Origin of the sequence: Pantoea osteomyelitidis (genome assembly GCF_044342975.1) — a bacterium.
Taxonomy (GTDB): Bacteria; Pseudomonadota; Gammaproteobacteria; order Enterobacterales; family Enterobacteriaceae; genus Pantoea; species Pantoea osteomyelitidis.
In genome coordinates, this window is sequence record NZ_JBGFSN010000010.1 from 58,083 (window position 1) to 84,039 (window position 25,957).

Consider the following 25,957-nt stretch of genomic DNA (forward strand, 5'->3'; position numbering starts at 1 on the left):
AACCGTGGCGGACGCATCCGCCACGGTTTACATCAGAGATTTCTATTTACTGCCGAACGTGAATCAATAATCTTTTTAAAAAAGACCGAAAGGATATTCAACGTAGACGCGGATTTCATTACCACCGACATTGTAATCAGCCGCATCCGAAGAGACGCGCAGAACGGAATAACGCAGTTTCAGTCTTAAATCTTTGGCCAGGCCATCCTGAACTTTGTACTGAATCTGGTTAAAGAATTCATGTTCATGACCATTGCTGGTGGCTGAGGTTTTGATGTTATCGCCACGCACATAAGCGACGTCATAGCTCAGGCCGGGAAGCATTACGCCGCCGAGATCGACGGAATAAGCCAGCTGCCAGGAGCGCTCATCTTCACCGTTAAAGTCTGACCAGTAGGAGTTCGCCAGCCAGATGGTGTTGCCGCCGTCGCCAATACCGCCCTGATTGCGGTAGCCGCCATAATGGTAACCCGTACTGCCGCTGCTCTGCTGATAAGCGAGCTTAAAGGTGTGGATATCCCACACGTAGCTGGCGGCAAGGCTCCAGATGGTGTTGCTGCGGCCGGTGGCCTGACTTTCAGCGTATTCCTGATCGAGGCGGGAGTTATAACCATTAAAGTCCAGCGCGAAGGTTTGATCGCCTGCAACGGGCTGCTGGTATTTCATTCCCAGATATTGTTTGTTTAATACGTCCTGGACGTTTGACGCGTAAAAAGCGCCACTGAACCGATCGTTAAACTGATAGCTGGCGCCAGCGAAACTCAGACTGTTTAGTCCGGTGTCATGGCTGTCGTCACTTTTCTGCTGCTCAGCGGTAAAATAACCGGCGCTGACATCAAGTCCGTCGATCTCTTTTGAATCCAACATAAAACCGGTAAAGGTTTCATTCAGCAGACGTGAATCATCAGCGTAAAGAATTGGCAGGACAGGACGCTGCGTGCCGTAACTCAGAACGGTATTGGAAAAACGCATTTTTGCCGTTGCGCCAAATTTGGCTAAATCGGACCGGGCACGTCCATCATTATCCTGAGCAAAAAAGTCGATACCGCCCGCGCCACTGCGTCCACGGCCGCCATCCAGACGCACAGCGTACTGGCCAATTGCGTCCACGCCAAATCCTACCGGGCCTTGGGTAAAGCCGGAAGTATAGGTAGCGATAACGGCTTGTCCCCACTCATCACGATCGCGCACGCCATCCGCTTTATAGTCACGGTCGATATACGCATTGCGGAGCAGGACATTAAGATGACTGTCCTCAATAAATCCATTGTTTTCCAGCCCGGAACTGGCGAAGGCAGAATTTGCAGAAAGAGCTGCAAATACCGCTAATGGCAGTGCTTTATTCACGTTGTGTTAACCTGTTATTTTTAAAATTGTTTAGAAAGTACGCGGATATCAGGCGCTACTGACGCCTGAGGGCGCACAACTTAGCATTTTTTTGACAGGGAACCGAAAAAGAATTTATCGAATAATGCGAAATTTATTCAGAATGGTGAAAACGTAACGAGGCAGAGAGAAATACATATCGGGTAGTTTCGATTATTGGTCAGTAGAATAACTACCTGTTAAAACTATCTGGCAGGTATTATTCCGCTCAATCCCGGCGGGGCGTTCTCGCATTATTATTTAACATAATGCATATTATGCGCATTATGATAGAGTGGCTAAGTTATCATGTTCGCGAGATGTTTGACGACTGCTACGAGCGATAAGCAGATGTTGATGGCATAAGTTGAACATGCGTGTAGACAGGCGTTTGTAAAGATAATGCTTAAAGCCTTCTCAAAAGCCTGGCGGGATTCCCTGCATACACTCCTTTCACCAGCACAGGCGTTGTAACCACACTACCTGCACCCATCACTGCGCCGCTGCAAATTTCTGTTGTCAAAATTGTTGCGCCACTTCCCACGAATAGCTTAAAAAAGTAGCATGAAGCTTGCGATAATTGCAGATATCCATGGAAATCTTCGGGCGCTGGATGCTGTGCTGGCAGACCTCAAATCACAATATCGTGAACCTGTGCGGCCTCCTGGCACCGGTCATTATCTTGCTGATACTGCTGACGATGACTGGCTGTCCAGCTGAAAATGGAAAGTGGAAGATTAGCTTCAGCGCACCAGCGGTATAATTCGGGCGTGGCTTCGCCGTAAAGATGCAACTGCCAGCGCATCTGTTTCAAAGAATCGTAATTATTCCCATTCTGAATTTTTATCCACGGCAGCCGGTCCCCGCCACAAATTTCCCCTGCCTTGCCCTCACAGAGCGGCGAGCGCCGGTAGTTCAGGCGGATTTGCGACATGATGCGAAACAATCCCTGTTGCAACGTAGAAGAGTGATAAAGGGTACCGGCGAAAACAGGAAATAAGCGCGTGCGGAACACGCCCGCGACGCTGTTTTTAGCGCTAATCAGGCTAAAGGCTTTATCAGTGGTGTTAACCAGATCCCGGTCGGACCTGCTCCGGCGATTAACACCATATCGTCATACATCGTCTCTCTCCGATAAGATTTCGCATAGCATGGCAGATTCCTGCCTGTACGCCCGGATGCGCCTCCCGTTTCCGACAAAAACGCCAGCCCTGCCGGTTTGCTCTAAAATCAATAGCTGTAAACCCCTTGCTTTCAGGAGCTCTTGATGAAAACGCTTCCCGCCTTAGTTTTTGACGTTAACGAAACCCTACTGGATATCGAGGCGTTAACGCCCTTTTTTGCCGAAACATTGGGTTCGCCCCAGGCGATGCGGGAATGGTTTGCACAGACGATTCTCTATTCTCAGTCGCTATCTCTGATCGATCACTATCTGCCGTTTGGCGAGCTGGGAGCCGCCACGCTGAAAATGCAGGCTGATATCGCTGACGTGCCGGTGACGGAGGCAGATATTGAGCGGCTTCAGCGTTTAATGAAATCGCTGCCGCTGCACCCGGAAGTAAGCGAAGCGTTGACCTGCTTACAGCAGCAGGGATTCCGAATGTTTACCCTGACCAATAATGCTTCAGCAACGCAAAATGCTCAGCTGGAAAATGCCGGTATCGTGCACGTTTTCGAAAAGGCGCTCAGCGTTGACGATCGCTCGAAAGCGTTCAAACCGGCGCTGAAAACCTACCGCGACGTAGAGTCACAGGTTGACGATAACCCGCAGGGCTTCTGCCTGATCGCCTGTCACAGCTGGGATATCGTTGGCGCCAGAGCGGCGGGCTGGGATGCGGCTTTGATTCTGCGTCCAAACAATGCCGTGCTGCCGGTGGGGCCACAGCCGACCTTTATCGGCAAAAACCTGACGGAGATCGCTGCACAGCTGATTGCTCATTACGCGCCGTAATCCGCTCGCCCGGCAAAGATAATGTTAAACAGGGCAGATAAGAAAACGCCGTAAGCAGTTTCCCGCTTACGGCGTCTCGTCACGATTCAGATCACAAGGCGATCAGGCTGCTTTCACCGCTCTGATTTTTTTGCCGCTGCTCGTCTCTTCAGACTCTGCCTTATCGGCATTCTCCAGCGCAGGCTGTTCGCTGCTTGCGTCAGGCAGTTTGCTGGTACGCAGAATATGCTGCACGGCATCTTTCTGCTCAGCCAGATAGAGACCGAAGTTTTCCGCCTGAACTTCATCCATCTGCAGCTCGCTTTGTAACAGCCAGTCGGTGAACGCTTCTGCCATGTCGAGCATTTTGTCGTAGGCGTCCGCCTCTTTCTTGCTGGCAAATGTCATTTTCTCTTCACCTTTTCTGACGACAACAAATTTTGTTTCAACAGCCATCATTCACCTCCTATACTGTAATTATATACAGTATATCACTCCGGGATTTTTTTTATAGTACTCTTCGCCATTTCTTTTTGCTTCTGCTTCAGCTCGGGCAAAACGGTTACGCTTATTATCAGATTTCTTTCCCGGCCAGACAGGATAAAAGCCTGAGCGTAATATTTATTTTACTACTATCTTAAATGAAAAATTAATTTCATTTAAGGAGCCTGTCATGCCCTCTCCCCTTTCCGCTGACCTGCTATTACAGCAAGAAGCGGATAGCCGCCTCGCCCATTTTGATTTCCGACAAGCCTGGCAGCTGGGTCTGCATATGCATACTCGTGCTATGGCGCTCAGCGCGCCGGTTGCTCTTGAGGTTTATGCTTTCGGACAAGTGCTTTTTATCGCGGCGCTGCCCGGTTCCAGTGCAGAAAACCTTGAATGGATAAAGCGCAAACGCAACAGCGTTTTGCGCTGTAGCCACTCCTCTCTCTACCTTGAAGTGATTAATCAACAAAAGGGTGAGCGGATGGCGGCGCAGCCCTGGATTAATCAGGCGGAATATTGCGACCACGGCGGCGCTTTCCCGCTGCTGAATGAATCAGGCTGTATCATTGGCGCGGCAAGCGTCAGTGGTCTGCCTTCGTCAGAAGATCATGCGTTGGCGCTGTGGGCGATTCAGCAACTGCAAAGCGCCGCTTCATAACGGGGGAAGCATGATACGCGGCAATAAAATTGCGGCGGTGGGGAAAGATCTCAAGGCGAACGGATCATTGATGCGCAAGGCAAGTTTGTGTCCTCAGACCCGTTGCCGTAGGCAACGGGTCTGAGGACATTACTTTATCGCGTGCGATGGCGGCTTTATGCCATAATTTCGCTTTTCATACTTTCGTAACTGTCGCGCGCAGTATCCCGGAGATCGTGCTCCCAGTTACGTGGGCTAAGCAACTCAGGCGACCAGACGCCATCATAGCCGGTAGCTTTTACCGCTTTGACCCAGGCCGGGATATCCACGTCGCCTTCGCCTGGCGCATAGTTGCGCTGTACCTGCTCGTCCCAGGCTTCGCCGGGATGCGCGGCTCGTCCGTCGCAAAAATGCACGCCATAAATCAAACGCTTATCCATCGCAGCAACCTCTTCCGGTTGCGTTCTGCCGCTCGCGTGCAGATGCCAGAAGTCAATCACCACGCCGACGTTATCTTTACCACTCTGGCGGATAAGGTCCAACGCCTGCTGTAAAGAGTTAAAAGCGGTAAAGGCAACTACCTCAATCTGGAACTTGAGGCCCAACGGTTTGCCAATATCGGCAATGGCGCAGATGTTCTCCAGCAGAATGCGATTACGCGCCTCTTCACTGAGGTGATCGAGTTCAGTCAGCGCCATGATTTGCACGACCGGGCAACCCAACTCAACCGCTGCATGGCAGATTTTTTCCGCTTCCTGCATCAGTGCGGCTCGCTCAGCAGCTTCATGGCGGCCAATGGGTTTCAGCGCGTTGATACAGGTGATCTTAACCTGATATTTCTCCATCAGCTGCCGAAGCGCCGCAAAGCTGCCGCCATTGTCGAGGTAGCGAAACAGATGTTCCGGCAGCAGCTCAACGCCGTCAAATCCTGTTTCGTGGGCAATGCGCAACTGCGTAACGACATTGCTGTGCCAGACTGATACGCCATGTAATGACAACTTCATCTTTCCTCCTTGCAACACTATTATCTTTTCAGGTGAGAGCGCCTGATGCGTAGTTCCCCCTGAGACCATGCGCCAGCGTCGCTGGCTTTTCCTTCAATGAGGCGGTTCAACGCCTCGGTAATCAGCCTGTCGATACGTTGGCTATAGCTGGTCAGCTGCCAGGCGGGAGCGCTGGCTTCATCAATATCATCGAAACCCACTATTCCTATCCCGCTCACGTGCGCTTCCCGCAACGCCTCCAGCGCGCCGATAGCCAGAATGTCATTTTCACAAAATATCGCCTCAACACGCGCTTGCGGCGCACTATTGGCGAGATAGCGCGCCATTGTTCGGTAACCCGCCTGACGGTCATAGCTGCCAGCCGTGAGTTGCAGCGTCAGCGGGATCTGCTGCGCCATCAGGCCGTCCTGAAAACCCTCGCTGCGCAACAGGTGGTTCGATGGGGTATCCGGGCCTTTCATATAACCGAAGCGTTGAAATCCCTGTTCCAGCAGCAACGCGGCGATGGTTTTGCCCGCCTGATAACCATCAACGTTAACTACATCAATATCCGTATCACTGGAATTACGGCACACCTGTACCAGCGGGATATGATGGAGATCCTGCGCGACGGCGATCAGTTCATCACTTAGTAACGTGCCGAGAAAAAGAATGCCATCTACCTGCAGCTGATCGGCCATTGCCAGCACCGCTTTGTAGTTATCGCCCGCCGTGATATTCAGCAGCAGCGCCATCTTGCCGCGTGCCTGTAACTGCTGCGTCACTTCATCCAGCATCATTGCCGAATGGGGATTTTTCAGCTCATCAATCACTACGCCAATGATATGCGTGCGCTTCTGCGACAGGCTACGTGCCAGCAGGTTAGGCCGGTATCCCAGGCTTTGCGCGGCGGCCAGCACCTTTTCGCGTGCGCGTCCGGAAATCGATGCGCCCGGAATAAAGGCGCGCGATACCGTCCATTTAGAAACGCCTGCCTGCTTCGCCACATCATTCGCCGTGGCCTTACGTAATTTTGTCTGCTGCTCTTTTGTGGTCATTGTCCTTGCATCGTCTGTTAACTCACTTCCTGCAGGAATATTACAATTCTGTTTTATCTTTGCACCCGATTGTAAAAAATCCCGCTATGGGGTGAAAAGTGGCTAACATCGCTGTTTCGTAAAAGCTTGATGGGCTGCGGGAATGCTATAGACCACGTCACGCTTACCTGTGCCAGCCCAGCGTTTGAGCGATAACGCGCCGGTAAGGAGTATCGATCTGCTCCGGAGTCTGCTCAATGTAATGACGAGCATGTTCGCGCGTTTCTCCACGCAGCCCGTCAAGGTAGGCCAACGCCTCTTCAATCGAGGGAATGCGTCCTTCGATATGATCCACACGCGGCGGTAGCGCGGTCCAGATAATGGCGTCGATCTCTCTGCCTTTTGCCCATTCCGCCAGTTTGCCCACCGGCGCGGCTGAAACCAGCAGGACGCCAATACCATCCTGGCGATAATCCGGGATCTGCTCGCGCTGACGCAGGGCTTCGCAGGCCTCTCCTAACGTGTTGGTCGCGAGCCGGGTCCAGTAAACCGGCACTTCAGGCGCATTCAGGCAGATGGCCGTGGAAAGCTCCCCGCCATCGCCGATGCGTGAAAATTCCACCTGCAACTTTGGACCATCGTTATGCCACTCTTCTGCGACAGGCAGCGCTTTCGGTTCCCAAATCAGCGATCCCCAACCCAAACAGACGATCTTCATTTCACTGATTCCTGTGCCAAATATCATCCAAAGGTTTTTAACGTCTTATTTCAGAGAAAAGTATAGTCAGATTAAGGCCGTTGCGGTTAGAAAGGCGCAGATTTGTATCAGACATTATCAAGCTCAGGCGATCAGCTGTTCAAGAAACTCCGTCAACGCTTTACGCGGATCGTCCTCTTCCGACACAATCATCTCGATTCCCCACTGCCCCAGCACCTCTTTGGCGACCGGATTGTTGCGGTTGGTGAACAGATAAGATTTCGGACGCGCCGAGGCAAGTCCGGTACGGCCCCACATTTTGGTCAGACGATAAAAAAGCAGGCGAATATTGAAGTCGCTGATGCTGTAACCAATAAACAGCACCGAGTTGCCCATCACATCATGGGTGAGTTTGATATCCAGCGGAGAGTCAAAGTAGAGGCGTTCGAAGTAACTGCTCTCATCCAGAACAATCGAGGTGTCATCATCAAAATCGCCGTGCAGCTTAATGATATGACGCTTATGTTCGGTTAACGCCACCAGATCGGCGGCATTGGCGACCTTGCTGTAAGGAACGCCATGCGCTTCATGCGCCATCTCCAGCCAGCGGTCGTAATTGGTGGTATAGATGCGGGAAAAATTACCCTGAGTAATCAGGGTGTGGATTTCTGAGGTGCGAACATCAATATCCGGGCGATGCCATTCACGATCCATCCAGCTACGCAGCGGCCCAAGCGATCCCTTTTTCTGCTTGTAATATTCCGCCAGCGACAGGTGGGTGCCGTAGGCGTTGAAGATTTTTGGATCGTAGCCCAGCTCATTTGCCAGATGGGCGATCAGCTCATGCCACTCAGGTAAACCGAGGTTGCGGGAGATGCCCGCACCGGCGAACAGAATCAGTTTACCGGCGTCGTAGGCGCGTTTCAGTTCAGGTTTCATGCCAGGCCTCGAGACGTTTTCAAAAAGGCGGCAAACTGGTCAAGCGCCAGCCGACGCATTGAGATCTCATTTTTCAGATCGCCCATCTCGGCAAATGTTTGCGCATGCCCTTGCGGAATAAACACACAGTCCCACTGAAACTCGCGCGGTCCTGCCGGATGTTTAGCAATGGTTCCGCGCAGCTGGCCTTCAAACTGATACATCTTGCGCCCATCGCAGTAGCCGAGCACGGTTTTTGCTGTGACGCACTGGCTGTCCAGCCCCTGTACCAGAGCCGTAAAGCGATCGGCCTCCAGACGGTCCCAGAAAATGCGCGTCAGTCCTGCGGGCAGACCGTTCAAACCGTCGAGATAAAGGCCGGTGTGCTCGACAAAAAGCGGGCGGCCAATCATAGAGAAAGCCTTGGTCAGTTTGTCACGTACCAGTTCGACCTCATTCTCGGTCTGAATCTCTTCAATGCGCTGCGCGATGGGGATCACTTCTACCCCAACCGGCTCAAGGATTTGACGGACTTCGCTCAGCTTGTGCTCGTTGGCTGAAAGAAAGCGTATTTTCATGCTTCACCCGTGAATATGATCTGCCTGATGCTTATTTAATTGAGAGAAGAAAACCCTGCTCGCGGTGAGTGTAGTCTACATTCTTTATCGCTGGCTTTTTAATCTGCCATTTGTCATTTATAATAAAGCCAAATGTCAGTAGTGGAGGTGTTATGCGCCTGTTTATCCCTGAAAGAAATGATGTGCCTCAGGTTACGCTTATCGACATGCTCACGCATGGTCAGTCTCTGCGTGCTGAGTTAAAGAGTGGATTAAAGACCGAAGTGCTGGATGTGGTCGGCAACGCGGCGGGCATGAGCCGCACAGAATTTATCAAAACCCTGGGATTAACCGAGCGCACGCTGGCCAGACGGATGAAACAGGAACGTCTGTCGCAAAATGAGAGCGAAGCCGTTGCGCGTTATGCTGTGGTGTATGACCTTGCGATGGAAGTGTTTCAATGGGATGAGCAGGCGGTGCTGCACTGGATGAGAACGCCGCTCGCTATTCTGGCGGGAGAGACCCCCAATCAGGCGCTGGGCAGCGAGTCAGGCGCGCGGGATGTGATGAGCGTGCTGGAAGGGATTCAAAACGGAGTGGTGATGTGATTTTGTATCGTTTGTGTGCAGGGAAGTACCTTAACGACCCGTGGAATGGCGTTGGCGCTGCGCGCAATCCTTTGGCGCGCTGGAATGAGATCGGCACGCCGATGATTTATCTCTCAACCTGCCCCTCCTTGTGCAATCTGGAAGTATTGGTGCATGTAAAAAGCGAAGCGGTGTTGAAAACCCATGCACTGATCAGCATCGAGATCCCTGACCGGCTGATTCTTGAACTCTCTGCTGAACATTACCCCGAGAACTGGCAGGCTGCGGTACCCGTCTCAGCGAGTAAAAAACTGGGCAGCCAGTGGTTCCGGAGCCATGCTTCGGTCGGATTGATGGTGCCCTCCGCCATTGTGCCGGTAGACAAAAATGTGCTGATAAATCCGGATCACCCGCAATTTGCTGCCTGTCTCGACAGCGTTCACCTTTTTCGCTATCGCGTTGACCAGCGGCTGACGGCATAAGTGCCTGGCGGCAAAAAATGGCTCCGCAACGGAGCCATTATATTTTCATCAGAACCTGTAGCTGGCGGTGACTGAGACGTTTCGCGGCTCGCCATAAACGATATAGCTGCCGAGTTCGCTGGTATCATATTTTTTGTCGAACAGATTGTTCACGTTCGCCTGGAGCGTCAGCTGTTTGGTCACCTGATAACGGCCAAACAGGTTAACCAGCGCAAAGCTGCCCTGCTCTGCGCGCCAGGTGCCGTTCCCTTCCGGCGCGCTGGCATCATTCCAGACTTTGTTCTGCCAGTTAACGCCACCGCCCAGCGTCAGTTGTTGCAGCATCGGCAGACGATAGCTGGTGAACAACTTCAGCTGTGAGCGCGGCAGGTTGGGGTTTACCGCCTCGCCATCGCCATCTTCCGCAATATAGCGGGTACCGCCAAACGTCATCTGCCAGTTGTCGGTCAGCGCGCCGTTGACTTCAAACTCAACGCCTTTGCTCACCGTACCATCAACACCTTCGTAAGCGGTGTCGGTAGAACCCGGAATAATACGGTCGGTGCTTTGCGGCACATTATCCAGTTCGATGCGGAACACAGAGAACGAGGCGGTCAGACGGCTGTTAAACCAGTCGGATTTCAGGCCCGCCTCATAGTTTTTACCCACCTGCGGCGACAGGTAGCTGCCGTTAATGTCGCGATAGGTTTGCGGCTGGAATACCGAGGTGTAGCTGGCATAGGCAGACCAGGTATCATTGATGTCATACACCAGGCCTGCGTATGGCGTGATGTTATTTTTCTCGGTCTCTTCCGTTAGGGTATTGGCGTTCCAGCGGGTGTAGCGGGCACCGAGGATCAGGTGCAGCGGATCCGCCAGCGAGAGGCGGGTCGCCACGTAAGCGGATTGCTGACGGATAGTATCATCCTGCGACAGGCTGCGTTCGCCCCACTCTGTTTCAGCATAGTTGCCGTTATAGGTATTGAAGTCCCCGAGCATCGCCGAGGAAATGTTATCAAAGGTGCCGTAGTAGGTGTTTTGCTGCTTGCTGTAGCTCACGCCCGCCATCAATTCATGCTGGCGACCAAACAGTTGATACGGGCCGCTGGCAAACGTATCGACAGCATCCACTTTGCGCTTTCCGGTGTTATAGCCCGTCCCGCCCACCACAGGATAATCAGGATAAGCAGAAACGCCTGCTCCGGTGGTTTTATCGAAATAGCCGTCGATGTAGAGCATTTGGCTGTCGAGGAAGGTTTCGTTGTGCGTGCCGTTTAAGGTGAGCTGCCAGCCGTTGTTGAAGCTCTGCTTCAGGTTAACAAAGAGTTTTTTGCTCTCGTGATCGTTATAAGCCCAGTCAGGCGCGGTGTTAAAACCACGGCGAAAATCGGTTTTGCTGCCGTCCGTATACCAGCGCGGCACGCCGCCCCAGGTCGGGCTGTCGGTGTTGGTTTCCTGGTACTCGTAGCCAACAGAAAGCGTGGTGGAATCGGTCAGATCGGCATCTACCACGCCATAAATAAATTCTTTATCTGCGCCGTAACGCTCAACGTAGCTGTTGTTATCCTGATAACCGGCAACCAGACGGCCACGCACGTTGCCCGATTCGCTCAGGGGAGTCGAGATATCGGCCACGTAGCGCTGTTTATTCCAGCTGCCGTAAGTGGCGGAGACTTCACCGGTAAATTCGCGGCTGTCGGCGTGCTTGCGCACCATATTCACGGAAGCTGACGGGTTGCCGGCACCGGTCATCAGACCGGTAGCGCCGCGTACAATTTCAATACGCTCATACAGAGCGCTATCAGTATCGGCATCGCCCAGATTCCATTGCGTCTGGAAGGTGGTTGGAATGCCGTCAACCATATAGTTATCAATCAGGAAGCCGCGTGAGTAGTAATTTTTGCGGTCCAGATCAGCCACGCTTTGCGTGATGCCGGTGGTGTTGTTTAAGACGTCACTCAACGATTGCAGCTGCTGATCTTCCATGCGTTGTTTGCTGATAATGCTAACAGACTGAGGAATATCGCGCGAAACCAGCGGCATTTTCGTGCCCGCGCCGGTGACCGGCACGCTGTAATCGGTTGCGGCGCTGTCGCTGTTGCTTTCTGCCGAGGCATCCACCGTCAAGGTTTGCTGTTCGTTATTGGTGGTTTCAGCTGCAAAAGCATGCGGCGCCTGCAGCGCAACGGCGACCAGCGCGGCAACGACGGAGTAAGGCGTAGTAACTCTCACTGCTGCGATATCGCTCACGCGATTCCCCCTGGCAAAAAACAACATCCTGCCTCCAGTTATATTATTATTTATCAATAGTTAAGTTAGCGATGACGAGCTGTCTGAGCCGGTTTCCCTGTAGCCAATGTGGCCCGAGGTCAGTGTCGATCACAACGCGTGCCAGCTGGGTTACACAAACTCGCTGACAGCATAAAACCCGCGTTCTGCATGCAAGTTTAAATGCGAATGAGAACTATAATTTTTTTTATTGCCGGTGTAAAAGTTTATTAAAGAACTTGTCAGGATTTTGGAGCCGCAAGAAAGTTTTGCACCATTAACTGAGCGCATTGCGGTTCGAAGCGCTTTCTGCAATAGGGTTTAACGAGAATCTGGAAGAGAAGGGATTTATTATAGGATAGCTAACCTAGTTACAACATTCTATAGACCTATCAATGATACCTGTTCTGCAGCATCCTGCCTTCTTTCATTTATCTTGAATATAATCAGAAAGAAAATTAAAAACTCTGTTAATACAAATTGATAACATTAAGAATTTCTGACATAACAGAACTACTAATCTATTTCGTCATATAAAGAATGGCATTTTCAGGTAGTTGCAATTGCTCCCCTTCATACCGGTGCATTAGCTGATAATAACTTTCCTGACTGATAATCTGTTGCAGCGTATCGGAATAACGTTGCAGCGCCTGCTTCATTTGCGGCAAATAATCATGCGTATCATAAACCCGATCGATCCCTTCCAGCGCATGGTTCATAATTTTACGCGCGACGTCGTTTGGAACATCCAGCGCAGCCAGCTTTGAACGGGCGGTACGGCGTAAATCGCGCGTGGTAAATGGCTCAATGCCCAGTCCGCGCTCGGCGCGCACCATACGGCGCAGCGCCTGAGTAATCGCGCCTTTGGAAATCGGCTGTTGCGCATCCTGCGGCGAGGGTACCAGCCAGGGCGATTCAGCGGGGCTATGATGCATAAGCTGCCCGATACAGATTTGCATCAGCGGTGAAATTGGCAGGGTATGCTCACGCTGGGATTTATTCCGCGTTCCCTGCTTCCATAAACCAAGACGGATATCGAATTCAGCCTTTTTCGCCAGCACTACTTCATCTGGCCGACGTGCGCTGGCCAGGCAGAGACGCAGCGCCCAGCGGCACTGCGCGCTGATATTCCACTCATCAAGGCCGCGCCAGAAAACCCAGATTTCCGCATCAGTCAGCTGGCGTGAACGTGGCGGCGTGGCGCGCCCGCCAACATCACGTTTTTTCATTGAGGCAACAGGAGAATGATCGATATAACCCTGTATTTCCGCCCAGGATAAAAATTGTTTGGTCAGCGCAAAAACGCGTTTCGCCTCATCAATTTTACCGTCGGCGATCAAGACGTTATAAAGTCGGTTCAGACGTAATCGGTTGATTTCATTTAACGGAATTGCACCGATCGCTGGCAGTACATGCTTAAGTAATGAGGAGATAGCAATCTCCGGTCGACGGCGCGTTACCAGCAGCGATAGCTTTACCCACACCTTCATCACCTGCTCAACGCTGCCCTGCTCACCAAAATTATCCAGGTCGGCCAGCGGCATCTGACGCACCTCTTCCAGCCAAAGCATTACATGGCGACCAACATTATGTGACGTTGTCACTTGTTGCTGATTTTTGGTTGCTGCTGAAACCTGTTTGCTCACGCTTTTTCATCCGCTTTTGCCGAAATTTGCCTGTTGATCGCCCTGACGGATCATATCGATGCGCAGCCATGATAGCTTTTCAATTTTGATGACTCCAGATCTATTAAGTCTGGAGTCATCAAAACGCGCATACGTCTCTTTTTTGGCATTTTCCTCAACCCATGCACCCGTTTGTATCAACTTAGCTCGCAAGCGTATTTCGTCCCTTTTCTGACCAATTGTCCAGCAATGTAAATGTGAATGAGAATTTATATACAATGATAATTGTTATCATTATCATACGCATTTACTTACAATCGTTAATGTAACAGGGAGATTTTTCAAGTGGATGTAAATACATGTGTCCGGAAACACCCTTTCGCGTTTTTGATGGCTGGTCTGTTAAGTACCTCTGCCTTTGGCGCAGGTGAAGAAGAAACTGAAAAGCTGGCCGACAGTGAGACAATGCTTGTTACTGCTGAACAGGAGTTGAAACAGCAACCCGGCGTTTCCACCATTACGGCACAGGACATAGAAAAGAACCCGCCTGTTAACGATCTCTCTGACATCATTCGCAAAATGCCCGGCGTCAATCTTAGCGGCAATAGCGCCAGCGGCAGCCGCGGCAATAACCGACAAATTGATATTCGCGGTATGGGCCCCGAAAATACTCTGATTTTGATTGATGGCGTTCCCGTTACCTCACGCAACTCTGTGCGTTACAGCTGGCGCGGCGAACGTGACTCGCGCGGCGACACAAACTGGGTGCCGCCAGAAATGGTGGAACGCATTGAGGTGATACGCGGTCCCGCCGCCGCGCGTTACGGCTCCGGCGCAGCAGGCGGTGTGGTAAACATCATTACCAAACGGCCGACCAATGACTGGCACGGATCGCTTTCGCTTTATACTAACCAGCCGGAAGATGATAAAGAAGGCGCGACCAAACGCGCCAATTTTAATCTGAGCGGTCCGCTGGCGGGCGACGCGCTGACGATGCGGTTGTACGGTAACGTTAACAAAACCGACGCTGACGCTTTCGACATCAACACCGCTGAAAACGGCAGCTACGCGGCCGGGCGCGAAGGCGTCCGTAATAAAGACATTAACGCCGTGTTATCCTGGAAGCTCACGCCGCTGCAAATTATCGATTTTACATATGGTTATAGCCGCCAGGGCAATATCTATGCGGGAGATACCCAGTACAGCAACGGCGGAAACATTCCGCTGATCCAGTCACTCTATGGCGATGAAACCAACCGGCTCTATCGCCAGAGTTATGGCCTGGTGCATAACGGCATCTGGGATTGGGGCCAGTCAAAGCTGAGCTTTAATTACGAAAAAACCAACAATACCCGCTTGCAGGAAGGCACCGCCGGCAGCACTGAGGGAAGAATCAACAGCACAGATTTCTCTACCAGTCGTCTGGAAAACTTTCGGGCTAATGGCGAAGTCAGCTTCCCGCTGGATATCGTGCGTGAACAAACCGTCACGCTCGGCGCGGAATGGAACCGCGATAAGCTCAACGATCCGGCGTCGATGCTTGCGACCAACGCATCGGGCGTGATCATTGGTGACACCAGCGGCGACGCCTCAGGACGCAACAGTAAAAACAGTGCGACCCTGAGTTCTCTCTATTTTGAAGACAACATTGCTGCCACCGACAGTACAGAAGTGATCCCCGGCCTACGTTTCGATTATCACGACACTTTTGGCGCTAACTGGAGTCCGAGCTTGAACATTTCGCAGGCTCTGGGCGATCACTTCACGCTGAAAGCGGGTATCGCCCGTGCTTTCAAAGCTCCCAACCTTTATCAGTCAACCGAAGGCTATCTGCTTTCGACGCGCGGCAACGGTTGCCCGGTCGGCATTACCAGCGGCAGCTGTTACCTTTTGGGTAATGAGGATCTTGACCCGGAAATCAGCGTGAACAAAGAACTGGGGCTGGAGTTCAGCAACAACGGATACGTTGCCGGTATTACCTGGTTTCGCAACGATTATAAAAACAAAATCGTTGCAGGTAGCGATCGCGTAGGATTTGCCTCAAACGGTTACAATATTATCCGTTGGGAAAACGGCGGCAAAGCGGTTGTGGAAGGGCTGGAAGGTAACCTGACCCTCCCGCTGGTAAGCGATACGCTGGAATGGCGCACCAATGCCACTTATATGTTCAAGTCAGAAAGCAAAGAAACCGGCAATCCGCTCTCCATCATTCCTGAATATACTATCAACACCATGCTCGACTGGCAGGTCACGGAAAGGTTCTCCGGTAACCTCAACTGGACAATGTATGGGCGCCAGAAGCCGCGTGAATATGCGGAAATCCGTACTGAAAATGGATCCATGTCCAGCCGTGAGGTAGGGGCCTATTCTGTTTTTGGCGTTAACATCAACTATGACCTCACCAAAAATTTGCGCGCTAATGCAGGCATCAGCAACCTGCTGGACAAACGCGTTTACCGTGAAAATGATGGTGCTTCTACTTATAACGAACCCGGCCGCGCTTACTATGCGGGTGTGACCCTGTCCTTCTGATTTTGGTTTCTTATCATCATATGTCATGTAAAAAAGCGCTCCTTTTATCCGGAGCGCTTTATGAGTGTCACAAACCAGGTAATTAAAATTGAATCATGATGATAAAAACAACGACATTGAAAAGCAGAAATAAATAGCTGAATTTTTTTCAGGAGCAAAATACTTTTTTTTACCTTGATCATTGAAATACCTCTTATTAGGTATAAGAAATTAGCATTTTTTAGATTAAATAAGATGAATCATATGTATAAGTCGTTGATAAAAAATCACTTTGATTAAAAATTTTGTTTTTTCTTTTTCGATTTGAGGAACGAATTATTTTTTGATTTCCCTCAGTACTTTATTATCTCATCCTGCATAACATACCTCTAAATTTTCTCATAAATATTAAATCTATTTTAGAGGTTACAATGTCGGTTATAGATAACGAAAATGAACGTTATGTTCTTACCGGATGGGATCCGGAAAACAGCGAGTTCTGGCAGCGTCGGGGAAAAAAAATAGCCCGGCGCAATCTGCTGATTTCGCTCTCTGCTTTACTGCTGGCGTTTTGTGTCTGGATGCTGTTCAGCACGGTTGCCGTCAATCTGAATCGGGTAGGCTTCAATTTCACTACCGAACAGCTGTTCTTACTGACTGCCCTGCCTTCCCTTTCTGGCGCTCTGCTGCGCGTGCCTTACTCGTTTATGGTGCCGGTGATGGGCGGGCGGCTCTGGACCGTGCTCAGTACCGTCATTCTTATTCTGCCCTGCGTATGGCTCGGGTTCGCCGTTCAATCGCCGGCAACGCCTTTCTGGATTTTTGTCATTATCTCTTTGCTGTGCGGCTTTGCTGGCGCCAATTTTGCCTCGAGCATGGGCAATATCAGTCTGTTTTTCCCGAAGAAAAGCCAGGGCGCCGCATTGGGCCTGAATGGCGGATTGGGCAATCTGGGCGTAAGCGTGATGCAACTGCTGGCGCCGTTCGTGATCATGGTGCCGCTGTTCTCCTTTACCGGTATGCAGGGATCGGTTCAGCCGGGGGGAGAATCGCTCTGGCTGGCAAATGTGGCCTGGGTTTGGGTACCGCTGCTTGCTGCCGCTACCTTAGCCGCCTGGTTTGGTATGAATGATATTGCCGGATTTCGCGCTTCATTCAGAGCACAGCTGCCGGTGCTGAAAAAGGGTCATTTATGGCTGCTGGGCATGCTTTATCTGGCCACTTTCGGCTCGTTCATTGGTTTTTCCGCCGGGTTCGCCATGCTGGCAAAAACGCAATTTCCCGCCGTCGACATCATCAAACTGGCATTTTTCGGCCCCTTTCTTGGCGCGCTGGCGCGATCCGCAGGCGGCATGCTTTCTGACAAACTGGGAGGCGTGCGCGTTACGCTGATCAACTTTTTTCTGATGGCCGTTTTTACCCTTGCGCTGTTCGTCACGCTACCGGGCAGCGGCGAAGGAAACTTTGCCGGTTTTTATCTGATCTTTATGGGACTTTTCCTGACAGCGGGTCTCGGCAGCGGCTCCACTTTCCAGATGATCGCCGTTATTTTCCGTCAGCTCACGCTGGAGCGCATTCTGAAAGGAGGCGGCAGCCCGGAACAGGCGCAGAGCATCGCCGTTACCGATACCGCCGCAGCGTTAGGGTTTATTTCGGCTATTGGCGCGTTAGGCGGCTTCTTCATTCCTAAAGCTTTTGGAACGTCGCTCGCGCTTACCGGTTCGCCGGTCGGGGCGATGAAGATCTTCTTACTTTTTTATCTGATCTGTTTTTTCGCCACCTGGCTGGTCTATGGCCGTCGCCGCGCTTCCTGAATAAGCCCGCTAAGGCTGTGAGCAATTTATCAATAAGCACAGGGCCAGCCGTGCCCTGTCAGGAGAACAGTAATGAGTAAACTACTGGATCGCTTTCGTTATTTTAAGCAGAAAGCTGACAGTTTCGCCGGGGATCACGGACAAACCTATAACACCAACCGTGACTGGGAGGAGAGCTACCGTCAGCGCTGGCAATATGACAAGATCGTGCGATCTACCCACGGGGTGAATTGTACTGGCTCCTGTAGCTGGAAAATCTATGTGAAAAGCGGCCTGGTGACCTGGGAAACCCAGCAGACCGACTATCCGCGTACCCGTCCCGACTTGCCGAACCATGAACCGCGCGGATGCCAGCGCGGCGCCAGCTACTCCTGGTATCTCTATAGTGCGAACCGCCTGAAATATCCTCTGGTGCGTAAACGTTTGATTGAACTCTGGCGCGAATCTCTGGCGCAGCACAGCGATCCCGTTGATGCCTGGCACGCTATCGTCAGCGACCCGGAAAAGGCGCAAAGCTACAAGCAGGCGCGCGGCAAGGGCGGCTTTGTTCGTTCCAGCTGGCAAGAACTGAACAGGCTGATCGCCGCCGCCAATATCTGGACCATCAAGCACTGCGGGCCTGACCGTATCACGGGTTTTTCGCCGATTCCGGCGATGTCGATGGTCTCCTATGCCGCCGGTACCCGCTATCTCTCGCTGATCGGCGGCACCTGTCTGAGCTTTTACGACTGGTATTGCGACCTGCCGCCCGCGTCGCCGATGACCTGGGGCGAACAGACGGATGTGCCGGAATCTGCCGACTGGTACAACTCCAACTACATCATCGCCTGGGGGTCGAACGTCCCGCAAACCCGTACGCCGGACGCCCACTTCTTCTCTGAGGTGCGTTATAAAGGCACCAAAACCGTGGCGATCACGCCCGACTATTCGGAAGTGGCGAAGCTAAGCGACGAATGGCTGGCGCCGAAGCAGGGCACCGACAGCGCGCTGGCAATGGCGATGGGCCATGTGATCCTGAATGAGTTCCACCTGAAAAATCCCAGCGATTACTTCCTGAAATATGCGCGTCACTACACCGATATGCCGATGCTGGTACTGCTTGAAGCGCGTGCTGAAGGCGGCTTTGCGCCGGGACGTCTGCTGCGCGCCGCCGATCTCACCGAGGGTATGGGCGAGGCGAATAACCCGGAGTGGAAAACCGTGGCCTGCAGCCAGCAGGGAGAACTGGTGGTGCCCAATGGCTCCATCGGCTTCCGCTGGGGTGAAAAAGGCAAATGGAATCTGGAGCCGCGGGCGGCGGGCGCCGACACCGAGCTGAATCTCTCCCTGCTGGGCCTGCACGACGAGGTGGTGGAGGTCGGCTTCCCTTACTTTGGCGGCGAAGAGCATCCCCATTTCCGTCATGTTAAGCAGCAGCCGGTGCTGATGCATAAGCTGCCGGTGAAAAAGCTCACGCTGGCGGACGGCAGCGAGGCGCGTGTGGTGTCGGTGTATGACCTGACGCTGGCAAATTACGGCGTGAGTCGCGGTCTTGAAGACGAATACTGCGCACGCAGCTATGACGAAGTTCAAGCTTACTCCCCCGCCTGGGCTGAGCAAATCTGCGGCGTGCCGCGCGATGCCATCATCAAAATCGCCCGTGAGTTCGCCGATACTGCGCATAAAACCCATGGCCGCGCCATGATCATTGTTGGTGCCGGAATGAACCACTGGTATCACATGGACATGAACTACCGCGGTCTGATTAACATGCTGATTTTCTGCGGTTGCGTGGGACAGACCGGCGGCGGCTGGGCGCACTATGTGGGCCAGGAGAAGCTGCGTCCGCAAACGGGCTGGGCGCCGCTGGCCTTTGCGCTCGACTGGAACCGTCCGCCGCGTCAGATGAACAGCACCTCCTTCTTTTACAACCACTCCAGCCAGTGGCGCTATGAGAAGCTCAGCGCCAGAGAGCTGCTGTCGCCGCTGGCCGATGCCAATGCTTTCCCCGGTCAGCTGATTGACTTCAACGTGCGTGCCGAGCGCATGGGCTGGCTCCCCTCCTCGCCGCAGCTTAACGCTAACCCTTTGCAAATTGCCGCCGAGGCAGAGAAAGCGGGACTTTCCGCGCAGGAATATACCGTCCAGTCGCTGAAATCGGGCGCGCTGCGCTTCGCCAGCGAACAGCCCGACGGCGGCAATAACCATCCGCGCAATATGTTTATCTGGCGTTCCAACCTGCTCGGCTCATCCGGTAAGGGCCATGAGTATATGCTGCGCTACCTGCTCGGCACCGAAAGCGGGATTCTGGGCGATCCGCTAACGGATGAAGAGCTGATGCCGCAGGAAGTGGCGTGGCGAGATAAGGCGCTTGATGGCAAACTCGATCTGGTGGTGACGCTCGATTTCCGTATGTCCAGCACCTGCCTCTTTTCCGATATCGTGCTGCCCACCGCCACCTGGTATGAAAAGGATGATATGAACACCTCGGACATGCATCCGTTCATTCATCCGCTCTCGGCTGCGGTGGATCCCGCCTGGGAATCGAAAAGTGACTGGGAGATTTATAAAGGCATCGCCAAAACCTTCTCCGAACTGGTGCCCGGCCACCTGGGCGAAGAAACCGACGTGGTGTTGCAGCCGATTCAACACGATTCCGCCGCAGAGCTGGCACAGCCTTATGAGATTCAGGACTGGAAGAAAGGCGAGTGCGATCTAATCCCCGGCAAAACCGCGCCGCATATTATTGCTGTTCAGCGCAATTATCCCGCCACCTATGAGCGCTTTACCTCGCTGGGGCCACTGCTGGAGCAACTGGGTAACGGCGGTAAAGGCATCAGCTGGAACACCGATAAAGAGGTGGATCTGCTGCGCCAGCTTAACTACACCAAACCCACAGGCGTTGCGCAGGGTCAGCCGCGGATCGACAGCGCCATCGATGCAGCCGAAGTGATCCTCGCCCTTGCACCGGAGACCAACGGCCAGGTGGCGGTAAAAGCCTGGCAGGCGCTCGGCGAGTTTACCGGTCGCGATCATACCCATCTGGCTCGTCCGAAACAGGAAGAGAAGATCCGTTTCCGCGACATCCAGGCGCAGCCGCGCAAAATCATCTCCAGCCCCACCTGGTCGGGACTGGAAGATGAACATGTTTCTTACAATGCCTGTTACACCAACGTGCATGAGCTGATCCCGTGGCGCACTCTGTCGGGTCGTCAGCAGCTTTATCAGGATCATCCCTGGATGCGCGCCTTTGGCGAAAGCCTGGTGGCCTATCGTCCGCCGGTAGATACGCGCAGCGTGCAGCAGCTGGCGCATATTCCCTCTAACGGCTATCCAGAGAAAGCGCTCAACTTTCTGACGCCGCATCAGAAATGGGGCATTCACTCCACCTACAGTGAAAACCTACTGATGCTGACCCTGTCGCGCGGCGGCCCGATTGTCTGGATAAGCGAGGTGGATGCGGCGGAACTCGGCATTGAGGATAACGACTGGATCGAAGTGTTCAACGCCAATGGCGCGCTGACGGCACGCGCCGTGGTGAGCCAGCGCGTTCCCGCAGGCATGACGATGATGTATCACGCCCAGGAACGTATCACCAATATCCCCGGCGCGGAAACCACCGGCATGCGCGGCGGCATCCATAACTCAGTAACGCGCGTCAGCCCGAAACCCACCCATATGATCGGCGGCTATGCGCAGCTCTCTTACGGCTTTAACTACTACGGCACGGTAGGCTCCAACCGGGATGAATTTATTATGGTGCGCAAAATGAAGCACGTTAACTGGCTGGACGATGAAGGCCGCGATCAGATTCAGGAGGCAGCGAAATGAAAATCCGTTCACAGGTCGGCATGGTCCTTAACCTTGATAAATGCATCGGCTGCCACACCTGCTCGGTAACCTGCAAAAACGTCTGGACCAGCCGCGAGGGCATGGAATATGCCTGGTTTAATAACGTTGAGACCAAGCCGGGCGTGGGGTATCCCCATAGCTGGGAAGATCAGGAAAAATGGCGCGGCGGCTGGATCCGTAAAATCAATGGCCGACTGGAACCACGACTGGGAAACCGTGTAGGCGTGCTGAAGAAAATTTTTGCCAACCCGGATGTTCCCGGCATCGATGATTACTACGAACCCTTTACCTACGACTACCAGCATCTGCATAGCGCCAAAGAGGGAAAAAGCCAGCCCACGGCCCGTCCCCGCTCGCTGATCAGCGGTCAGCGAATGGATAAGATCCATGGCGGCCCGAACTGGGAAGAACTGTTGGGCGGCGAGTTCAGCAAGCGCTCGGCGGACAAGAATTTTGATGCGATGCAGAAAGCGATTTACGGGCAGTTTGAGAATACGTTCATGCTCTACCTGCCCCGTCTGTGCGAGCACTGTCTGAACCCCGCCTGCGCAGCAACCTGTCCGAGCGGCGCCATCTACAAGCGCGAAGAGGACGGCATTGTACTGATCGATCAGGACAAATGCCGTGGCTGGCGTCTCTGCGTCAGCGGCTGTCCTTACAAGAAAATCTATTTCAACTGGAAAAGCGGCAAATCGGAGAAGTGCATTTTCTGCTATCCGCGTATCGAATCGGGGATGCCGACGGTCTGCTCGGAAACCTGTGTTGGACGCATCCGCTACCTTGGCGTGCTGCTCTATGACGCCGATCGTATCGCCGAGGCTGCCAGCACCGAGGGGGAACATAACCTTTATGAGCGTCAGTGCGACGTGTTCCTTGATCCTTATGATCCCAGGGTGGTTGAAGAGGCGCTGAAGCAGGGCATTCCGCAGAGCGTGATTGACGCCGCTCAGGCTTCGCCAGTGTGGAAACTGGCGATGGAGTGGAAGCTGGCGCTGCCGTTGCATCCTGAATATCGCACCCTGCCGATGGTCTGGTACGTGCCGCCCCTGTCGCCCATCCAGTCGGTGGCGGATGCTGGCGGGCTGAAAAAGCCGGAAAGCCTGTTGCCCAACGTCGAAAGCTTACGCATCCCGGTTCAGTATCTGGCCAATATGCTGACAGCGGGCGATCCCGAGCCGGTGCTGCGCGCGCTGAAACGCATGATGGCGATGCGCCACTATAAGCGGGCGCAACAGGTAGAAGGTGTCAGCGATGTCCGCGCGCTGGAGGAGACGGGAATAAGCGTCGCACAGGCTGAAGAGATGTACCGCTATCTGGCGATCGCCAACTACGAGGATCGTTTCGTCATCCCTTCCAGCCACCGCGAGCTGGCGCGCGAAGCGTTTCCGGAGCGCAACGGCTGTGGTTTCAGCTTTGGCGACGGCTGCCACGGCAGCGACAGCAAATTTAACCTGTTCAACAGCCGTCGCATCGATGCCATCGATATCGGCAGTCAAGGAGGTAAATGATGCGCTTGCTAAAAGCAGCAGGTTTGCTGCTGGAATATCCGGACGCCGCGCTGTGGGAAAATCGCGACGAGCTGCTGACGCTGTTTCGCGCGGAACAACCTGAGCTACTGCCGTTTGTTGAGCGCTATCTCGCCGCAAAAGTGCTCGATAAGCAGGCAGAGTGGTGCGCGATTTTCGAGCGTGGCCGCGCCACGTCGCTGCTGCTGTTTGAACATGTTCATGCGGAATCACGCGATCGCGGACAAGCGATGGTGGATCTTCTGGCGCAGTACGAGCGTGCGGGATTGCAGCTGGATTGCCGCGAGCTTCCCGATTATCTCCCGCTTTATCTGGAGTATCTGAGCCAGCAGGAAGAGGCAGCCGCGCGCGAAGGTTTGCAGGATATCGCCCCGATTCTCGCCCTGCTGGGCGGCCGATTGAAAGAGCGCAACAGCGATTTCAGCGAGCTGTTTGATGCGCTGCTTAAGGTCGCGAAGAGCCCGTTGCGCAGCGACAGCGTGGCGTCACAGGTCGCCGATGAAATCCGTGATGACACGCGCGAAGCTATGGATGCCATCTGGGAAGAGGAGCAGGTGAAATTTATCGGCAACAGCGCCTGTGACTTTGCGACGCAGCAGCACCAGCGTCGCTTCAGTCAGCAGCCGGCGCCGCAATATCTTGATTTGTCAGTGGGAAGAGGTGAGTAATGCACTATCTCAACATTCTGTTTTTTGATATTTATCCCTATTTATGCGGCACCGTTTTTCTTATCGGCAGCTGGTTACGCTACGACTACGGACAGTACACCTGGCGCGCCGCCTCCAGCCAGATGCTTGATAAACGCGGCATGCGGCTGGGATCCAATCTGTTTCATATCGGCATTATTGGCATTTTTTTCGGCCATCTGTTTGGTCTGTTGACGCCGCACTGGGTCTATGAACCCTTTCTCGCCATTGCCGCCAAGCAGAAGCTGGCGATGGCGGCAGGCGGTGTATTTGGCGTAATGACCCTTGCGGGCGGGCTGATCCTGCTGAAACGTCGATTGTTTAACCCCCGAATCCGCGCCACCTCCACAGGTGCCGATATCCTTATCCTCGCCATTTTGCTGGTGCAGGCGCTGCTCGGCCTGACGTCGATTCTTTTCTCGCTGAGCCATCTTGATGGCGTGGATATGATGAAGCTGGTGGGGTGGGCGCAGGCGATCGTGACTTTTCAGGGCAATGCCGCACGCTGGCTGGATGGCGTCGAGTGGATTTATCGTGTTCATCTGATTCTGGGCATGACGATCTTTCTGCTGTTTCCCTTTACCCGCCTGGTGCATATCTGGAGCGCGCCGGTTGAGTATCTGACTCGCCGCTATCAGGTAGTACGCGCCAGACGTTAACTTACGCATACCGGGACGGTTTACTGCCGTTCCGGTTTACTGCACAAACGCTTCCAGGTAACATAGCGCGCAGACATCAGGGCAAATGCTCTTTTGCGTAAGCGTTAACGTTAACCAACGCACTATCAGCAGGCTTCCTGCTATTTGTGCGAAGAGTGAAATGTCTCAGACTCAGGCGCCCCGGTCGCGCGCTTCCCTTATCTCCGGCTCCGGTTTTTTCCTTTTTGTTTTGCTGATTACCGCCGCTAATCTGCGTACGCCGATTACCGCCACTGGCCCGATCCTCGAAAATATTTGCCAAACCTTCGGCCTGAACGCCACCGCTGCCGGCTTGCTGAACTTTATTCCTTTGCTGATGTTTGCCGTGCTGGCGCCCGCCTCATCCTGGCTGGGCAACCGCATTGGCCTGGAAAAAACGCTGTGGGGCGCCGTCTGGCTGATTACGCTGGGTTCAGCGTTGCGTATCACCGGCAGCGCGACGGGCCTCTGGCTGGGCACGCTGACGCTAAGTTCCGGCATCGCTGCCGCCAACGTGCTGTTGCCGCCGCTGATTAAGCGCGACTTTAAAGAACATACCGCAAGATATATCGGCCTCTATGCTTCTACCATGGCAATCACCGCCAGCATCGCCTCTGGCGTCGCTGTGCCTCTGGCTCAGGCAACGCGCGCAGGCTGGTTTTTGTCGGTGGGCGTCTGGCTGATCCCCGCTGTTGTTGCGCTGGCAGTTTGGATCCCTAAGCTTAAACATCAGAGCCATTCAGCCGCGCAGCAAAACAGCCTGTCCGCGCCGCGTCTGCGCTCGCCCTGGGGTTCTGCGCTGGGCTGGCAGGTCTCGATATTCATGGCGCTGCAGTCGATGGTGTTTTACACCCTGATCGCCTGGTTCACCCCTTATGCTCAGGCGAATGGCTTCAGTCAGGCAACTGCCGGCTGGCTGCTGTTTATTTATCAGGCGGTGGCGGTAGCGGCCAACCTGGCCTGCATGGTTGCGCTGAAAAAGATGCGCGACCAGCGGCTGATCGGTTTTATCGCCTCGCTGGCTATCTTTTGCGGGCTGGCGGGCTTGCTGCTGGCACCAATGCTTTCTGCGCTTTGGCTGGTTATTGCCGGACTGGGCGCGGGCGCATCAATGGTAACCTGCCTGTCGCTGTTTAACCTGCGCGCGGGCGATCATCGCCAGGCATCTCAACTTTCGGGCATGTCGCAATGTGTGGGTTATGGCCTGGCTGCGCTGGGACCGCTGGTTTTCGGCTTGCTGCATGAAACCTTCCTCAGCTGGTCACTGCCGCTGCTGGCGCTGCTGGCCATGAGTCTGTTGCAGATGATCGTGGCGCCGCTGGCCGGAAGATCCGGGCAGATAGATTAGGTTGGCAACA

21 protein-coding genes and 1 pseudogene are annotated in these 25,957 nt (G+C 53.5%); 11 read left to right on the forward strand and 11 right to left on the reverse strand.

Annotated features, from left to right (window positions below; genetic code table 11):
* Nucleotides 1-75 precede the first annotated feature (75 nt).
* From ABU178_RS18030 to ABU178_RS18040, 3 genes and pseudogenes are all read right to left on the reverse strand, one after another.
* Nucleotides 76-1,347 carry an OprD family outer membrane porin gene (locus ABU178_RS18030; RefSeq protein ID WP_397217464.1) on the reverse strand — a complete coding sequence of 424 codons (1,272 nt, stop codon included), beginning with the start codon at nt 1,345-1,347 and terminating at the stop codon, nt 76-78.
* Between the two features lie 424 nt (nt 1,348-1,771).
* A pseudogene (locus tag ABU178_RS18035) lies at nt 1,772-1,909 on the reverse strand (N-acetyltransferase); the annotation flags it as partial.
* An 87-nt stretch (nt 1,910-1,996) separates the two neighbouring features.
* A complete protein-coding gene (locus tag ABU178_RS18040) occupies nt 1,997-2,299 on the reverse strand; it encodes a hypothetical protein (protein ID WP_397217466.1) in 303 nt (100 codons plus the stop codon).
* 333 nt (nt 2,300-2,632) lie between these two features.
* Here ABU178_RS18040 and ABU178_RS18045 point away from each other — a divergent pair, with 333 nt between their 5' ends.
* Nucleotides 2,633-3,316 carry a haloacid dehalogenase type II gene (locus ABU178_RS18045; RefSeq protein ID WP_397217468.1) on the forward strand — a complete coding sequence of 228 codons (684 nt, stop codon included), beginning with the start codon at nt 2,633-2,635 and terminating at the stop codon, nt 3,314-3,316.
* Between the two features lie 102 nt (nt 3,317-3,418).
* Here the strand turns inward: ABU178_RS18045 and ABU178_RS18050 are convergent, their stop codons facing one another.
* The gene (locus tag ABU178_RS18050; protein WP_397217470.1) at nt 3,419-3,751 is read right to left on the reverse strand and encodes a YebG family protein; all 333 of its coding nucleotides are present in this window, start codon (nt 3,749-3,751) and stop codon (nt 3,419-3,421) included.
* 217 nt (nt 3,752-3,968) lie between these two features.
* Here ABU178_RS18050 and ABU178_RS18055 point away from each other — a divergent pair, with 217 nt between their 5' ends.
* Nucleotides 3,969-4,442 (forward strand): heme-degrading domain-containing protein, encoded by a 474-nt coding sequence (locus ABU178_RS18055; RefSeq protein ID WP_397217472.1) that lies wholly within the window; start codon nt 3,969-3,971, stop codon nt 4,440-4,442.
* A 155-nt stretch (nt 4,443-4,597) separates the two neighbouring features.
* On the opposite strand, the gene ABU178_RS18060 is transcribed toward ABU178_RS18055, so the two are convergent.
* The 5 genes from ABU178_RS18060 to ABU178_RS18080 all read right to left on the reverse strand — a co-directional run bounded on the left by ABU178_RS18060 (nt 4,598) and on the right by ABU178_RS18080 (nt 8,634).
* Nucleotides 4,598-5,425 (reverse strand): sugar phosphate isomerase/epimerase family protein, encoded by an 828-nt coding sequence (locus ABU178_RS18060; RefSeq protein WP_397217474.1) that lies wholly within the window; start codon nt 5,423-5,425, stop codon nt 4,598-4,600.
* A gap of 20 nt (nt 5,426-5,445) precedes the next feature.
* Nucleotides 5,446-6,462: a LacI family DNA-binding transcriptional regulator gene (locus tag ABU178_RS18065; RefSeq protein WP_397217476.1), complete on the reverse strand. Its 1,017-nt coding sequence runs from the start codon at nt 6,460-6,462 to the stop codon at nt 5,446-5,448.
* A 163-nt stretch (nt 6,463-6,625) separates the two neighbouring features.
* Nucleotides 6,626-7,159, reverse strand: a complete 534-nt coding sequence (locus ABU178_RS18070; protein WP_397217478.1) for a hypothetical protein — start codon at nt 7,157-7,159, stop codon at nt 6,626-6,628.
* Between the two features lie 123 nt (nt 7,160-7,282).
* Nucleotides 7,283-8,077 carry an SIR2 family protein gene (locus ABU178_RS18075; protein ID WP_397217480.1) on the reverse strand — a complete coding sequence of 265 codons (795 nt, stop codon included), beginning with the start codon at nt 8,075-8,077 and terminating at the stop codon, nt 7,283-7,285.
* Entirely contained in the window at nt 8,074-8,634 is a 561-nt protein-coding gene (locus ABU178_RS18080) for a non-canonical purine NTP pyrophosphatase (RefSeq protein ID WP_397217482.1), read from the reverse strand. The genes ABU178_RS18075 and ABU178_RS18080 overlap by 4 nt, the downstream gene beginning before the upstream one ends.
* Nucleotides 8,635-8,786: 152 nt before the next feature.
* Between ABU178_RS18080 and parS the strand changes: the two genes are divergently transcribed.
* Together parS and ABU178_RS18090 are read left to right on the forward strand one after the other, a co-directional pair.
* On the forward strand, nt 8,787-9,221 hold the full coding sequence (gene parS / locus ABU178_RS18085) for a type II RES/Xre toxin-antitoxin system antitoxin (protein WP_397217484.1): 435 nt from the start codon (nt 8,787-8,789) through the stop codon (nt 9,219-9,221).
* Complete coding sequence (locus ABU178_RS18090) at nt 9,218-9,682, forward strand: RES family NAD+ phosphorylase (protein ID WP_397217486.1); 465 nt, start codon at nt 9,218-9,220, stop codon at nt 9,680-9,682. The genes parS and ABU178_RS18090 overlap by 4 nt, the downstream gene beginning before the upstream one ends.
* A gap of 48 nt (nt 9,683-9,730) precedes the next feature.
* On the opposite strand, the gene fhuE is transcribed toward ABU178_RS18090, so the two are convergent.
* Nucleotides 9,731-11,938, reverse strand: coding sequence for a ferric-rhodotorulic acid/ferric-coprogen receptor FhuE (gene fhuE, locus ABU178_RS18095; RefSeq protein WP_397217488.1), 2,208 nt, complete (start codon nt 11,936-11,938; stop codon nt 9,731-9,733).
* Between the two features lie 512 nt (nt 11,939-12,450).
* Nucleotides 12,451-13,500: a tyrosine-type recombinase/integrase gene (locus ABU178_RS18100; RefSeq protein ID WP_397217548.1), complete on the reverse strand. Its 1,050-nt coding sequence runs from the start codon at nt 13,498-13,500 to the stop codon at nt 12,451-12,453.
* 444 nt (nt 13,501-13,944) lie between these two features.
* On the opposite strand from ABU178_RS18100, the gene ABU178_RS18105 reads away from it, so the two are divergent.
* From ABU178_RS18105 to ABU178_RS18135, 7 genes are all read left to right on the forward strand, one after another.
* A complete protein-coding gene (locus tag ABU178_RS18105; RefSeq protein WP_397217490.1) occupies nt 13,945-16,086 on the forward strand; it encodes a TonB-dependent siderophore receptor in 2,142 nt (713 codons plus the stop codon).
* Nucleotides 16,087-16,496: 410 nt separating this feature from the next.
* Nucleotides 16,497-17,879 carry a NarK family nitrate/nitrite MFS transporter gene (locus tag ABU178_RS18110; protein WP_397217492.1) on the forward strand — a complete coding sequence of 461 codons (1,383 nt, stop codon included), beginning with the start codon at nt 16,497-16,499 and terminating at the stop codon, nt 17,877-17,879.
* 72 nt (nt 17,880-17,951) lie between these two features.
* A complete protein-coding gene (locus ABU178_RS18115) occupies nt 17,952-21,689 on the forward strand; it encodes a nitrate reductase subunit alpha (protein ID WP_397217494.1) in 3,738 nt (1,245 codons plus the stop codon).
* Nucleotides 21,686-23,218: a nitrate reductase subunit beta gene (gene narH / locus ABU178_RS18120; RefSeq protein WP_397217496.1), complete on the forward strand. Its 1,533-nt coding sequence runs from the start codon at nt 21,686-21,688 to the stop codon at nt 23,216-23,218. The genes ABU178_RS18115 and narH overlap by 4 nt, the downstream gene beginning before the upstream one ends.
* A complete protein-coding gene (narJ, locus tag ABU178_RS18125) occupies nt 23,218-23,904 on the forward strand; it encodes a nitrate reductase molybdenum cofactor assembly chaperone (protein ID WP_397217550.1) in 687 nt (228 codons plus the stop codon). Before narH ends, narJ begins: the two co-directional genes overlap by 1 nt.
* Nucleotides 23,904-24,581 (forward strand): respiratory nitrate reductase subunit gamma, encoded by a 678-nt coding sequence (narI, locus tag ABU178_RS18130; RefSeq protein ID WP_397217497.1) that lies wholly within the window; start codon nt 23,904-23,906, stop codon nt 24,579-24,581. Before narJ ends, narI begins: the two co-directional genes overlap by 1 nt.
* Before the next feature lie 160 nt (nt 24,582-24,741).
* The gene (locus ABU178_RS18135) at nt 24,742-25,947 is read left to right on the forward strand and encodes a CynX/NimT family MFS transporter (RefSeq protein ID WP_397217499.1); all 1,206 of its coding nucleotides are present in this window, start codon (nt 24,742-24,744) and stop codon (nt 25,945-25,947) included.
* The last annotated feature ends 10 nt before the right edge of the window (nt 25,948-25,957 follow it).

Excerpts from the sequence above, each read along its gene's own strand:
- ABU178_RS18060 (WP_397217474.1), bottom strand. The coding sequence starts at position 5,425 with ATGAAGTTGTCATTACATGGCGTATCAGTCTGGCACAGCAATGTCGTT.
- ABU178_RS18055 (WP_397217472.1), top strand. The coding sequence starts at position 3,969 with ATGCCCTCTCCCCTTTCCGCTGACCTGCTATTACAGCAAGAAGCGGAT.
- ABU178_RS18135 (WP_397217499.1), top strand. The coding sequence starts at position 24,742 with ATGTCTCAGACTCAGGCGCCCCGGTCGCGCGCTTCCCTTATCTCCGGC.
- ABU178_RS18110 (WP_397217492.1), top strand. The coding sequence starts at position 16,497 with ATGTCGGTTATAGATAACGAAAATGAACGTTATGTTCTTACCGGATGG.
- narI (WP_397217497.1), top strand. The coding sequence starts at position 23,904 with ATGCACTATCTCAACATTCTGTTTTTTGATATTTATCCCTATTTATGC.
- ABU178_RS18115 (WP_397217494.1), top strand. The coding sequence starts at position 17,952 with ATGAGTAAACTACTGGATCGCTTTCGTTATTTTAAGCAGAAAGCTGAC.
- ABU178_RS18080 (WP_397217482.1), bottom strand. The coding sequence starts at position 8,634 with ATGAAAATACGCTTTCTTTCAGCCAACGAGCACAAGCTGAGCGAAGTC.
- ABU178_RS18050 (WP_397217470.1), bottom strand. The coding sequence starts at position 3,751 with ATGGCTGTTGAAACAAAATTTGTTGTCGTCAGAAAAGGTGAAGAGAAA.
- ABU178_RS18065 (WP_397217476.1), bottom strand. The coding sequence starts at position 6,462 with ATGACCACAAAAGAGCAGCAGACAAAATTACGTAAGGCCACGGCGAAT.
- narJ (WP_397217550.1), top strand. The coding sequence starts at position 23,218 with ATGCGCTTGCTAAAAGCAGCAGGTTTGCTGCTGGAATATCCGGACGCC.
- ABU178_RS18045 (WP_397217468.1), top strand. The coding sequence starts at position 2,633 with ATGAAAACGCTTCCCGCCTTAGTTTTTGACGTTAACGAAACCCTACTG.
- ABU178_RS18105 (WP_397217490.1), top strand. The coding sequence starts at position 13,945 with ATGGCTGGTCTGTTAAGTACCTCTGCCTTTGGCGCAGGTGAAGAAGAA.
- parS (WP_397217484.1), top strand. The coding sequence starts at position 8,787 with ATGCGCCTGTTTATCCCTGAAAGAAATGATGTGCCTCAGGTTACGCTT.
- ABU178_RS18100 (WP_397217548.1), bottom strand. The coding sequence starts at position 13,500 with ATGCTTTGGCTGGAAGAGGTGCGTCAGATGCCGCTGGCCGACCTGGAT.
- ABU178_RS18070 (WP_397217478.1), bottom strand. The coding sequence starts at position 7,159 with ATGAAGATCGTCTGTTTGGGTTGGGGATCGCTGATTTGGGAACCGAAA.
- ABU178_RS18040 (WP_397217466.1), bottom strand. The coding sequence starts at position 2,299 with ATGTCGCAAATCCGCCTGAACTACCGGCGCTCGCCGCTCTGTGAGGGC.
- narH (WP_397217496.1), top strand. The coding sequence starts at position 21,686 with ATGAAAATCCGTTCACAGGTCGGCATGGTCCTTAACCTTGATAAATGC.
- ABU178_RS18075 (WP_397217480.1), bottom strand. The coding sequence starts at position 8,077 with ATGAAACCTGAACTGAAACGCGCCTACGACGCCGGTAAACTGATTCTG.
- fhuE (WP_397217488.1), bottom strand. The coding sequence starts at position 11,938 with ATGTTGTTTTTTGCCAGGGGGAATCGCGTGAGCGATATCGCAGCAGTG.